13 protein-coding genes and 1 pseudogene are annotated in these 13,112 nt (G+C 36.9%); all 14 read right to left on the bottom strand.

Translation table 11 applies throughout. The features are described 5' to 3' along the window. Nucleotides 1-208: 208 nt before the first annotated feature. Entirely contained in the window at nt 209-1,063 is an 855-nt protein-coding gene (locus tag AC4BBR_RS11820) for a GyrI-like domain-containing protein (RefSeq protein WP_490459731.1), read from the bottom strand. Nucleotides 1,064-1,084: 21 nt separating this feature from the next. Then, nucleotides 1,085-2,191 carry a C45 family autoproteolytic acyltransferase/hydrolase gene (locus AC4BBR_RS11825; RefSeq protein WP_490459732.1) on the bottom strand — a complete coding sequence of 369 codons (1,107 nt, stop codon included), beginning with the start codon at nt 2,189-2,191 and terminating at the stop codon, nt 1,085-1,087. A gap of 642 nt (nt 2,192-2,833) precedes the next feature. Further along, the gene (locus AC4BBR_RS11830; RefSeq protein ID WP_490459733.1) at nt 2,834-3,703 is read right to left on the bottom strand and encodes an AraC family transcriptional regulator; all 870 of its coding nucleotides are present in this window, start codon (nt 3,701-3,703) and stop codon (nt 2,834-2,836) included. Between the two features lie 376 nt (nt 3,704-4,079). After that, on the bottom strand, nt 4,080-4,238 hold the full coding sequence (locus AC4BBR_RS11835) for a hypothetical protein (protein ID WP_490459734.1): 159 nt from the start codon (nt 4,236-4,238) through the stop codon (nt 4,080-4,082). Nucleotides 4,239-4,551: 313 nt separating this feature from the next. Beyond that, nucleotides 4,552-4,689: a hypothetical protein gene (locus tag AC4BBR_RS11840; protein WP_490459735.1), complete on the bottom strand. Its 138-nt coding sequence runs from the start codon at nt 4,687-4,689 to the stop codon at nt 4,552-4,554. Next, nucleotides 4,686-4,796 carry a DUF8806 domain-containing protein gene (locus AC4BBR_RS11845; RefSeq protein ID WP_490459736.1) on the bottom strand — a complete coding sequence of 37 codons (111 nt, stop codon included), beginning with the start codon at nt 4,794-4,796 and terminating at the stop codon, nt 4,686-4,688. The genes AC4BBR_RS11840 and AC4BBR_RS11845 overlap by 4 nt, the downstream gene beginning before the upstream one ends. A gap of 15 nt (nt 4,797-4,811) precedes the next feature. Then, nucleotides 4,812-5,285 carry a MogA/MoaB family molybdenum cofactor biosynthesis protein gene (locus AC4BBR_RS11850; RefSeq protein WP_490462119.1) on the bottom strand — a complete coding sequence of 158 codons (474 nt, stop codon included), beginning with the start codon at nt 5,283-5,285 and terminating at the stop codon, nt 4,812-4,814. Next, nucleotides 5,278-5,712 carry an MOSC domain-containing protein gene (locus AC4BBR_RS11855; RefSeq protein ID WP_490459737.1) on the bottom strand — a complete coding sequence of 145 codons (435 nt, stop codon included), beginning with the start codon at nt 5,710-5,712 and terminating at the stop codon, nt 5,278-5,280. The genes AC4BBR_RS11850 and AC4BBR_RS11855 overlap by 8 nt, the downstream gene beginning before the upstream one ends. A gap of 5 nt (nt 5,713-5,717) precedes the next feature. Then, nucleotides 5,718-6,683, bottom strand: a pseudogene (gene moaA, locus AC4BBR_RS11860) (GTP 3',8-cyclase MoaA). A 25-nt stretch (nt 6,684-6,708) separates the two neighbouring features. Next, a complete protein-coding gene (gene moaC, locus AC4BBR_RS11865; RefSeq protein WP_490459738.1) occupies nt 6,709-7,209 on the bottom strand; it encodes a cyclic pyranopterin monophosphate synthase MoaC in 501 nt (166 codons plus the stop codon). A 157-nt stretch (nt 7,210-7,366) separates the two neighbouring features. Continuing rightward, on the bottom strand, nt 7,367-8,569 hold the full coding sequence (locus AC4BBR_RS11870; protein ID WP_490459739.1) for a molybdopterin molybdotransferase MoeA: 1,203 nt from the start codon (nt 8,567-8,569) through the stop codon (nt 7,367-7,369). Between the two features lie 15 nt (nt 8,570-8,584). Beyond that, nucleotides 8,585-11,305 carry a formate dehydrogenase subunit alpha gene (fdhF, locus tag AC4BBR_RS11875; RefSeq protein WP_490459740.1) on the bottom strand — a complete coding sequence of 907 codons (2,721 nt, stop codon included), beginning with the start codon at nt 11,303-11,305 and terminating at the stop codon, nt 8,585-8,587. A gap of 1 nt (nt 11,306) precedes the next feature. Further along, nucleotides 11,307-12,605 carry a complex I 51 kDa subunit family protein gene (locus tag AC4BBR_RS11880; protein WP_490459741.1) on the bottom strand — a complete coding sequence of 433 codons (1,299 nt, stop codon included), beginning with the start codon at nt 12,603-12,605 and terminating at the stop codon, nt 11,307-11,309. Between the two features lie 11 nt (nt 12,606-12,616). After that, nucleotides 12,617-13,105, bottom strand: a complete 489-nt coding sequence (locus AC4BBR_RS11885) for an NADH-quinone oxidoreductase subunit NuoE family protein (RefSeq protein WP_490459742.1) — start codon at nt 13,103-13,105, stop codon at nt 12,617-12,619. Between the last annotated feature and the right edge of the window lie 7 nt (nt 13,106-13,112).

The raw sequence follows: 13,112 nt of genomic DNA on the forward strand, positions 1-13,112 counted from the left end.
ATGCACGTTTTTATCATAAAAAACTCTGCTAGGATTAGAGGGTGTCAGCAGTCCAAAAATTAAAACAAGATAATAACTAACTTTCACCACCTTGTTTTAATTTTATATTAGAGGTGTAAATATAATGATTTTTACCAACACATAACTATAAGGTTTTCAATTTGTTCTCTTTTTTCTGAAATCTTGGCATAGAAGCGCTCATTTAAAATTATTTTATCGGAATATAAATATAAATCTCTGATTTATTATTGTATTCTCCCATGAATTTATTAGTATAGACTTCAAAATCATCACGATCATCTAATTCATGCTCACTATTTATAGTCCAGACTCCCCAGATGTATCGGTAGAAGTGTAGTATATCTTTTATCGCACCAACATAAATGAATTTAGCATATCTTCCACCTTTGATTATTTTTGTCTTATATTTTTCTGGACAGTAACTATTTATAGGATTTGTTCCTATAAAAATTCTAGCTTCATATTCTAAATTAAAGGTGGTTGGATTACATAATTCATCTGATTCAAATATGCCATAAAGATCGCTCTCGGTGAAATCTTGTTGAAATTGTTTTTTAAATGATCGCCATGCTTCTGCGTAACCGTCTTTAATTTGAGTTGCAGTGAATTCTATACCAACTATATTTGTTGGTTGTAAATCAATGATTTGTGGTTCTAATTTATCTTTCGTAGATAGCTCAAGATTCTTTAAGGACGATCTATTTCCAATCAGAATATCTAAACCTTGCTTTCGGTACCTAGAAGGAGTCATTCCAAATCTTTTCTTAAAAGCTCGGGTAAAACTCTCTGGCGTTTCAAATCCAAGTGAAAGACATATAGTAGTTATACTTTTCTTGGTATGGTTTAAATCATGTGCTGCTTGCGTTAACCGCCTACCTCTAATATAGCTTCCAATAGTCTCGTTCATTATTGAATAAAAAAAGCGATGAAAATGAAAATAAGAATAGGAGGACGATTTTGCAACATCTAAAACAGTAATCCGTTCATAAAGATTATTTTCTATGAATTCAATGGCTTGATTTATCTTCTTTAGATTTTGCAAAACTCATTCTCCTTTCCATATTTAAGTTATTTTATAAAATTCTTTTGGCGCTTTTTCATCCGGTAATTTTATGATGATATCTCGTTCTTCCAGCAGCTCCACCCTAAAGCTGCGCCATTTATTTACATCTGGTGCTCCAAAAACCACTTGAACAGACCCTTCTGTTGCATCAAAAATTGCTGATCTTAAGGTCCCAAAAAACTCTTTATAAAAATGACAACATAGTCCGACTGGGTACGGTTCTGACAAAAGTTCTTTCATTTTAATCTCTGAAATCACTTTTTCTTTAGATAATGTGTCAACAATACTATTATTACGAACAACCGAACTTTCAATTACTATTTTTTCGTATGGTTTAATTTTTTCAAGTAGCGTATGATTTGTGCAACTGAGAAAATCTCCATCAGAATTCGCATCAATTATTTTATAATCCTTATGTCCATCTATACATTGTATTATAGCTATTTTACCACTTTTATCGGCTAGCATTAAATTTAGATTATACGCTATGGGCATCTCAATTGCTAGATCTATAGCTTCTCTAATATCTTTACAGTTTTCAAGAATGCTGCGTACGACAATCCAAAAACTAAAGCCAGTTATATTTGGATTTTGTGCACCCTCAAAATTTCCAACAGGTAAGCCATTGCTAGCCTTGCAAACCGCTAAACCATGTTCATTCATACCATCACTTCGGCCAAACAGATTCAGTGTAGAGCCAATATATTTATATTTTCCTTCGATTTCCGTATAGGCAAAACACATCTCTTCCATCTCATCGTTGAAATCATAATTTCTAGCCATTAAAGTGTGCCCGTTTTCTGACTTAGATGGGAGTATCCCCATCAAACTACACCCTTTTTCAAGATATGTCATAGCATAGAAAATAGCTTGTCTTGGCTGAATATTTAGTTTATCTGAAAATCCTCTAATTTCCTCAGTAACTCCTGGGCAAAAAGTGTCAAGAAGAGCGCTTATTTCCTTATATTTAGTTTCTGGATAAGTGTCAGGTGGTAGTAACATCCTGCTTAGTAGTGTAGGATTTGATTTTATCCATTCTCCAATTTTTTGTCCTATTTCGTAATTCGTACCAATAAAGTTTTTTAAATATTGTTTTGTCTTTCGCACTGTAATCATCCTTTCTTTTCTGATGATTATAAATCAATGCATCATTCAAATCTTGATATTTTCTGCTATTTTAGTTTAGAATAATTCATGTGCTCGCCAATTAACATTTCCATCTAAAAGTAGTGCTCAGCCTGATCTAGTTGTTTAAATTGAGACTATATATAGTGTCGTCATTCATGACCGTGAAAACCAGATTGCCAAAAATTCGGCTATTCGGCTATGATGAATTAAATCAAAATACTAAACTATATAACAGACTATAACTAATAGTGACAAACGAAAGAAAAATTACAATGAATTAGCTAACTTGACGACTCGTTTTGCTAATCATCTCTTGACTATGAGAAAATATATTTTATTAATGTTAGAACGCTATCATTAAACCTCAATTTTACAGGATTCACCTCGTATTTTCTATTTTTGTATACAACATATTGTAAATGTGCTAATTGACAAAATCATGATCAATAGACCTGTAGATATAACACGAAATCGAATTTTAAAAGTTGAAAGTCATTACAATTTTATTGGTATTTTAGACAAATAAAAAGTGAGTAGCGTTGTTATGGCTACTCACTTCCCCTTAGAATAGTGACTACTTAGTGACACGACACTATTTTGAGCTCTTCTTTTTATGCTATTTTATTCTATAATCCTCTTCTGATACTTTAAAGGTGAAATCCCAACTTGTTCTTTAAACACATGATGAAAGGTCTTCACACTAGCAAACCCAGATTTTTCAGCGACTTCGATCATCGGAACTTTTTCATTCGCTAAAACAAACTTGGCTTGATTGATACGGTATTCCGTTAAAAAACTCATAAAAGTCGTTCCTGTATTGGCTTTGAAAAAACGGGTAAAATAATAAGAGCTAAATCCACTATATTTTGCTATTTCTTCCAACGTAATCGATTCCTCGTAATGATTTTCCACATAGGTAAAGATACGATCTAGCTGTTCTAAGTTTTCTTTATATTTTGTAGTAGAAGCTTTAGCCCCTTTTTTGACTTTCGCTTGTGTTTGCGGAAGCCTTCTATAGAAAGTTGTAATCAGTTCAAACAATAAGCTAAAAAGGGCATAGTTTTTCCCCGATTTTTGATTCCTGTATTCCTCAAATAATTGCTGTAATAACTTCTTCATGTCTATTGCTAAAGACTTCGACCAGTTTGAACTGTGTTTTTCCCCTGTTTCAAATAAATCAATCAATGAACAATCATTTATTGATTTCAAGTTTATCTCGTCAAATAAACTCAAATCAAACTGATAAACGATTCGTTCGCTATCTGGAGAAGCTAAAAAATAATGAGGTTCTCCACTGGCAAAGAAATAGATTTCCCCTTCTGCTACACAGACAATGTCATCACCTACACCGATATTGACTGTCCCTCGTATTGAGTAAATAATTTCAACTTCTTTATGCCAATGAGGATAAACGATCGTCATCCCATCATTGATAAACGCTCTAAAAAGAAGATTTTCTTCAAATTCTGGCCGTTCTAAATATACGCTCATCTTTTGCCTCCAAGTAACTCTCTTACTCTTTACTTTATCAAAATTTTGATTATTTACAACTGATTTCAAAAAAACAATCTGTCATCTTATCGGATCATCTTTTTTATACATTAAGTTTTATCTATTCATTCAAGGATTTGATATTTTCCTTTTCAATCGTTCTCATCCATTGTTTGGCAGCTATTTTCCTTCTTGAGCAAACGGTATTACGCCATCTTTCTAAGTTGCTCTTCCACATAAGCCCCTATTAAATATCGAACCAGCTTCTTTTGCAAAATATTAGGAAACTAAAGATTTTTACTTGCTGAGTGGGGTTCATTGTTACGCCACCTATACGATTCTCTTATAAATAGCCATCATATCCTAAAACAGTAATTTACTTTTTTGTTATTTTAGCTTGAGCGATAATCCTCGGTAAGACTGGTGTACCTTGGGAAATGATTTCTTCCCCTGTCTGCTTGATTGCTAAGGGCGTTCGATCGTCAGGTTCATCGTTAGTGATTTTATGCCAATTGATACATTGGGATAAAATCACAATTTTTCTTTAACAACTGGCGTAAATGAATCTTCGATTAATTCTTTAAAAATGTCACTGCTTGTTGTAACATTGCCTACAATGACAGGTTTAGACAACTAATGAGCTGTTCTGCTTCTAACTACCTTCTCAGCTTCAATTCCCAAAGGCATGATTCGTATCCCTGCTAATTTTTTTCCCAACGCTTACTTTTTAATGTTGCAACAGCAATATTTTCAATCAAATTCAAGTCAAATAGCAGTTCTTGATTTACTTTCAGTAAGCCTGTTACTTTTGCTACGACTTCTATTTTACCTTCTGAAACAGAAGTTAGCTACATAAACTCTCCAGCAATTAAATGATACAACAAGTCTGTTGTGTCATTTTCATGAATTAAATTTGCTTCTTCCGATTTTAAGAATACGTGCTCTTTTTCTAACGAAAGTAATACAGGAATCTCTTCTGCTTTCACTCGATGCCCTTTTGAAAAAAGTCATTTTTAAATTCTCCTTTTACAATTTTAGTAACCTCCTGATATAAAACCACCCCTTCGGCATCTCTTGTCTTGACAATTTTCATTATTATTTCTTCCGCTTAATGCTCTGTTTTTCGGTCTGTCAAAATATTTAAGGCGTGAGGGAGGATTGGTAGTAAGTAAGTTAAATTTTCAGCTGCACCTTTGGGACTGCCGGGCAAATTAATGATCAATGTCTTGCCACGTTGAACGGCAACCCCTCGACTTAACATGGCAAAGGGGGTTTTTTTAATGCTTAGCATGCGCATTCCTTCACTAATTCCAGGAATCTCTTTTTCGCCTATACTTACTGTCACTTCTGGTGTAATATCGCGGACACCTAACCCAGTACCTCCAGTTGTCAAAATCAAATCGCAAGTCGCACACCAGTTAATCAATAAAGTGCTTAGTCCCCTTTTTTCATCGGGTACGATCGTTTGGTTCACTATCTCAAATTGATCTTGGACCAATTCTTTTATGACCTTGCCTGATTCATCTTCACGTAGACCTCGATAGCCCTTGTCGCTTAATGTAATGATGCCCACTTTATACAACTTCAAGTTTGTCTCCTTTTTTGATATGACCTTCTTGAACAACAACCGCAAAAATCCCTTCTCTAGGCATAATGCAATCCCACACACGGGCATATATCTGGCAATGTTCATGGCACTCTTTTCCGATTTGAGTTACCACTAATTCTGCCTGACCGATACTAATCTGACTACCTACAGGTAATACCCGTAAATCGATTCCTGAAACAATAATATTTTCGCCAAAAGCACCATTTCCCACACGAGCTCCCCGCTCATTAAACTCAGTAATTTTTTCAAAGGATAATAAACTAACTTGCCGGTGCCAATTTCCGCCATGGGCATCATTTTCTAAGCCAAATCCTTTCACTAAATCAACTTCAGGAATTTCTTTTTTTTGAGTTCCTCGTCGTTCACTAATATTGATCCCTATAATCTCGCCAACTGCCATGATGATTATCCTCCAATTTGTGACATTAATCGAGAGTCCCCTTGACTCTCTAGAAAATGATGTTGCTCTGGTTTTTGTTGAATTGCTGAAAAAATCTTTTTTAATAGTTGTTGTTCGTCTTCTTTTTGTAAGGCTTCTTTTAGCTCACATCCATCATCCATATGTAGACACGTTTTCAAATACCCGTCAGCCGTGATACGAATGCGATCACATTCTGCACAAAAACAATGACTTAAGGCACTGATAAAACCGATTTTCCCTTTAAATTTTGGTAATGAGAAATAACTTGCTGGACCATTACCTAAGCGCTGTTCAAAAGGACGTAGCTGACTATATCTTGCTTGCAATACGGAAATAATGTCTTCTTGGGTTTTCCCTGGACAACCTTTTCCTAATCCAATTGGCATCAGCTCGATAAAACGAACATGAATTGGATTTGATTTAGCAAGAGAGGCAATAGCACAAATGGCATCATCTGTCAGTTCTCCTCAAGCTACAGAATTGACCTTAATATTAGGTAATCCAACCTCAATTGCTTTATCCAGACCAGCCAAGACTCTAGTTAATTCACCTACTCTAGTGATTTGATGAAATTCCTCTGAATCGATTGTGTCAATACTTATGTTGATTCCATCCAGTGTTGCCCATTTTAACGCACTAGCGTATTTTGCTAGTTGAATCCCATTCGTTGTTAGAGTAACTTTTTCAATCCCATTGATATCTTTTATCGTCTTGACCAGAGTTACCGTGTCCTTCCTGGTCAAAGGCTCGCCACCAGTTATTTTCACTTTTTTGATCCCTTGCCCAGCGAAACTCTTCACTAAAAATAAAATCTCATTAAAGCTTAAAATTTCATCTTTCTTCAAAAAACACATTCCTGTGGCTGGCATACAGTATGTACATCGAAGATCACAACGATCTGTCACAGATATTCGTACATAATCAATTTCTCGATTAAAGGAATCCTTCATTTTCAATCGCGTCCTTCCTACAAGATTACTCGTCTATTTCTTGGTTTTTGACAATAAAATGACCACTTTTACCACCAGATTTTTCAACTAAACAGACATTCGTAATAGTCATTTCACGATCTATCGCCTTACACATATCATAAATTGTGAGTAACGCGATATTTGCCCCCATCAAAGCTTCCATTTCTACACCTGTCGGCCCAACTGTTTTTGTTACACATTGCACTATTAAAGTTTGCGTTGTTTTCCAGTGAAAATCGATCGTACATTTCGTTAACGCTAAAACATGACATAATGGAATCAATTCAAAAGTCTTTTTAGCCGCCATGATTCCAGCAATTCTTGCAACTTGTAATACTTCGCCTTTTTTCATTGTTTGGTTTTTGATACCATTTGCGACGGCTTTATTCATGTGAATTTCTCCATAAGATACCGCCATTCGTTCAGTGGCTTCTTTCTTAGAAACATCGACCATATGGGCTTGTCCCCGTTCATTAATATGAGTAAATTGCCTCGTTTTATCCATTCCAGCCTCCCTTAAAACGCTTTCATTATGTTCTTAATTCAAGTTTATCACTCTACCTAAAAAAAAACAATCTGACAAAAATAATTTTTTTTAGTCTATTTAAAAAGAAACAAGAGCAAAAACAATTACGTCTTTGCTCGAATTCGTATCTTTATAATCAAAATTTCCAGTAATAAACGGTCACATAGTCCCCTTTTTTTAATCCTCTTTTAGCAGGTTGATCAATCAAACAGTTTGTTTCAAGAGTATTGTGAAAAACCGAGGAATAGTGCTGTTTTGATATTAAAGAAACAATACCATCTTTTTCATAGGCTCGAATAAATCGACGTATATTAGTGGGCTTTAGATCCTCTGATAATTGCACGTTTCGCTGGTGCAAATTTAATTCACTGCAACTCATAAAATGAGCCAATAATGACCAATAAAACAAATGAAGATTGACCACCGAAGCAAATGGATTCCCAGATAAACTTAAAATAACTTGGTCGTTGTATACACTTGCCATCACAGGTGTCCCAGGTTTGATATTTACAAAGTGAAACAATCGCTCTCCTCCGATTTTTTTGATCACTTGTGGAACGTAATCTTTTATTCCAACAGAAACACCTCCTGTTGTAATCAATAGATCGACCTCTGATGCTCGTTCCTGCATTACTTTGGCAATTTCCTCACTATTATCTGAACAATGTTCCATGAAAAGAATTCTACTCCCACTAGATTTAATAAATGAAGCTAAGGTATATAAATTACTGTCATAAATTTTTCCATAAGTTAGCGGCATCCTTAAAGAAACTAATTCACTACCTGTCGCTAAAACCCCTATTTTCATCGGTGCTAGCACATTGATTTCATCGATTCCTTGTGCAGCTAAAATACCAATTGCTCGACTGTTGATCAGTTGATATTTTGAAATGATTTTTTGGTTAAAACAAACATCTTCGCCTATTACACCAAAATTACGTCCTGCTTCGATTTCTTGATAAATCTTGACTGTTCTTTCGCCATAATCTGTCCATTCTTGCTTGATTACCGCATCATAATTCTCTGGTATCGGTGCGCCAGTCATGATTCTAACTGCAGTACCCTCGTTTTTTTCAATCTTTTTTTTTAAATCCCCAGCAAAAATTGTATCGATTACCTTTAAACTAATTGGCTGTTCCAAACTAGCGCCTTGAGTCTCTTTAGCAAGCACTGCGTATCCATCCATTCCTGCTCGTGGAAAATGCGGAACAGCTATTTCGGCTAAAATATCGGCAGCGCAGACCCTACCAGTTGCTTCTAAAATAGAGACTGTTTCTACTTCTTTTTGTTTTTTTAATACGCTTTGTATTTTTGCTCTAGCTTCTTCAAGTTCAATCATTGAATCAACTCCATCTTACTTAACTGGTGCAATAGTAACTGCACACACCTTATATTCAGGAATAATCGCGATATCATCAAATTCGGCATTGGTTAACTCATTGACATTTCCATCTGGAAAATGGAACGTCATAAAAACTTCTTGTGGGAAAACTCGGTTACCAACAGCTGCATACGTTTCAATCGTTCCCCTTCTGGAACTAACTTTAACTTTGTCACCTTCTTTGATTCCTAAGTGAGCTGCGTCGATTGCATTGATTTCAATGTAAGAACGATCAGCAATTTGATTGATGCCCTCTGTTCTACCAGTCATCGCCCGAGTATTATAATGATAAAGCATTCTACCCGTAGACATTAAATATGGATAGTGTTTATCTGGCAATTCTTTTGATTTTTTATATGGAATCGCCATAAATAACCCTTTGCCCCGAGTAAACTCACCAACATGCATAATTGGTGTACCGGGATCTTCTTGATTGCGACAAGGCCATTGCAATCCTCCCGTTTCCTCTAATCGATCATAATTAATTCCACCAAAGGTTGGTGTTACACTTGCAATTTCTTCCATAATTTCTTTCGCTGAATCATAATGACATGGATAGCCTAAGCGCGTCATAACATCACAGAAAATAGCGTAATCTTCTCTTGCAACTCCTTTGGGCTCAACTGCTTTCCTCACTCTTTGAACGCGTCTTTCAGTATTCGTAAATGTTCCATCTTTTTCAGCATAACTAATTCCTGGAAGTACCACATCTGCATAAGCCGCTGTTTCTGTCATGAATAATTCTTGTACAACCAAAAAGTCTAAGTTTTCCAATGCTTTTCGTACATGATTGGTATCGGGATCGGTTACGATCGGATCTTCTCCAAAAATGTACAACCCTTTGATCCCTCCTTGGATTGCCGCAGGTAGTACTTGTGTAGAGGTCATCCCAACATTTTTATTTAACTGAACTCCCCACGCTTTTTCAAACTTCTCCATTGCCTCTGGATTAGCAACTTTTTGATAACCAGGGAAATCATAAGGCATACAGCCCATATCACAGGCTCCTTGTACATTGTTTTGGCCACGTAACGGATTGACACCACAACCTGGTTTGCCGATCTTACCTACTAACATCGCCATATTTGACATACTCATAACACCTTGGGTACCGGTGGAATGCTCAGTCACGCCCAAACAATAAATGATTGGCGCTTTATCTGCTTTCGCATACATTCTAGCCGCTTTGATCAAATCTTCTGCCTCAATATGGCAAATTTCAGCGACTTTTTTAGGCGTATATTCTGCGACCATTCGTTCCAGCTCGTCAAAGCCTTCTGTTTTCTCCTCAATAAAAGTCCGATCAGCTAAACCTTCTTTCAAAATCACATGCATCATTCCATTGGCAAAAGCCACGTTTGTTCCCGCTTGTATTTGCAAATGCAGTGCACAGTTTTTTACTAAATCGATTTTACGTGGATCGACCACAATCACCTTGGCTCCACGTTGCATTGCTTGACGAATTTGTGAGCCAATTACCGGATGGGCTTCTTCTGGATTTGATCCGACTAATAAAATCACGTCTACATCCGAGGTAATATCAGCGATCGGATTAGTCATTGCTCCAGAACCCAGTGTGTGGGCTAATCCATGTACGGAAGCAGAGTGACAAACTCGGGCACAGTTATCCACATTGTTCGTACCAAAAGCAGCACGCATCATTTTTTGAAAGACATAGTTGTCCTCATTGATCGAGCGTGAACACGAAAAACCAGCCAAGGAATCTGGACCATGATCTGCTTTCAACTGACCAAATTTATTTGCAACCAAGGTCAATGCCTCTTCCCAAGTTGCAGGTTCAAACGTACCATTTCGTTTAATCAACGGTTCGGTCAAGCGATCCCCGGAACCAACAAACTTATAAGAAGCAAATTTTCCTTTGACACAAAGAAGGTTTTTGTTCGCAGCCCCATTGAGTGGTTCAACACCAACCAATTTATTTCCTTTCACGACCAAATTCATTTGGCAGCCGGTACCACAGTGAGGACAAGTTGTAGGAATTTTTTTTGTTTCCCATTCTCGATAGTTTTTATGGTCTTTACTAACTAGCGCCCCCGTCGGACATGTTGATACACAATTTCCGCAAGATTCGCAAAGCGACTGATCGAAAGCTACACCATAACTAGGAGTCATTTTCGTATCGAATCCCCGATTAGCCACACTGATTACATCACGTCCTTGACGAAGCTGACAAACTTTGGAGCAGCGTCTACACATAATACATTTCTCAGGATCGTATTCAAAAAAGGGGTTGCTTTTATCTTCTTGATGACAAGGCATTCTCTTACCATCAGTAAAACTAGTAGCCTCGATGCCATAATCTAAGCAATAATCTTGCAGCTTGCACTCACCATTTCTACCACATGAAAAACACTCTAACTTGTGATTACTAAGCAATAAATCCAGCACAAAGCGACGGGCATCACTGACTCTAGTAGAAGCTGTGTGAACCACCATTCCATCTTGGCAATGCGCTGTACATGCCGTTGTCAAGCCACCTTTGCGACCTCCTTCAACTTCAATCGTACACATACGACAGGAACCATCAGGTGCTAACTCTTTCAGATGACAAAGCGTAGGTATTTCGATGTTTAATTTCGTTGCAGCTTCTAATATAGTCGTTCCTTTTAGAACAGTAACTCGTTGGTCATCTATTGACATGGTAACTGTTGCTGTTTTTGTTTTCGTTTTCATCTTACCAAAGCCCCCCTTTTGCTGGTGCAGCTGTCTCACGGATTCCTGCTTTAAATTCTTCTGGAAAATCAGCTAAAGCACTTTTCATTGGATTAGCAACCGATTGGCCTAATCCACAAGCAGAAAGATTTGTCACATGCATCAATATTTTTTCAAGCCGCTCAAGATCACCTATCACGGCGGTACCAGTATTGAATGTTTCCAATAATTCTAAGATCCTTGTCGTTCCTAAACGACAAGGTGTACACTTGCCACATGATTCATGAGCAAAAAAAGCAGCAACATTCACCAAATAATCGATGATACTCACTTGATCATCCATGACAACGATTGCTCCAGAGCCAATCGACAATCCTTGATCCCATAATCCTTCATAAGAATAAAGACAGTCTGTAAGGTTTTTGACAGCTCCTATGGGTCCTGATTGCCCACCGAAATGAATAAATTTTAATGGTCGTCCAGTTGATGTACCGCCACCATACGCTTCAGAATAAAGAATTTCGTTCAAAGGAGTGCCTAGATTCACTTCATACAATCCACGATTTTTGATATGACCAGACAAACAAATCAACTTCGTCCCCCCACCATCTTCTGTTCCTAAATCCCGATAAGCTTGTCCACCCTCGCGTAAAATAATAGGAATCCCAGCGAATGATTCCACATTGTTTACCAATGTGGGTTGCAAATATAAACCAACATCGGCTAAATGAGGTGGTTTTACTCTAGGTCTACCTGTTTTCCCTTCAATTGAATTTAAGAGGGCTGAATTCTCGCCACAAACATAAGCCCCAGCACCAGAAATGATGGTTATTTTGTAGTTAAACCCTTGAATTCCTAAAATGTTTTCTCCTAAAAAACCTAATTTCTCGGCATTATCCAACGCTTCTTGAAATATTTTTTGAATCCGCCGATATTCTCCACGCATATAGATATAGCCTGCTGTAGCTGAGAAAAGATACCCCGCAATCACCATACCTTCAATCACACTTAATGGGTCGTGTTCTAGCAACGCCTTATCCTTAAAGGTTCCAGGTTCTCCTTCATCCGCATTACAAACAATGTATTTTGTATTCCCTTTGGCTCCATATAGATGCCGCCATTTTTTTCCCAATGGAAATGCAGCACCTCCTCTTCCACGTAAATGAGCTAAATCTAATTCATTTAAGATATCTTCTTTGTCCATTTTAATAGCTTTCAATAGCCCAGAAAACCCACTGTATTTTTGATATTCTGCAACATCTGTCGCTCGTTTCATTTTGTTTACACGTGTTAATAAAACTGGTTGGTTTCTTTTGATCATTATCCTTCCTCCTATAGCTCTTGATAACATCCACGCTGGAGGTCATCGATCAACTGATATACCTTCGCTTTTGTCAAATCACCAAATACTGTATCTTTGATTTTAATCACGGGACCTTGATTACATGCACCTACGCAAGGAATACTATGAAACATAAATAATCCATCTGACGTCGGTTGATTAGCCGGTACTTCCAATATTGTTTCTAATACTTCAGATAACATGTCACCCCCTGTAAACATACAAGGTGTACTATTGCATACTTTCAACACATACTTTGCTTGTGGCTCCGTTTTTAAAATCGCATAAAAACTTAAAATTTCATAGACTCGTGCCTGAGACATATGTAACCGCTCAGCTACCAACTTTGCTGTTTCTTCGTCGATATAGCCTTCTTCTGAAGCAAATTGAATCGCAATCAACATGTTTAATATACGCTGTGGATCTGAATCATTTTCTAAAATAATTGCCTCTTTTTCTGACAAACTTAATAAACTCATATTTTCC

Source organism: Enterococcus sp. AMC1251 (assembly GCF_058216535.1).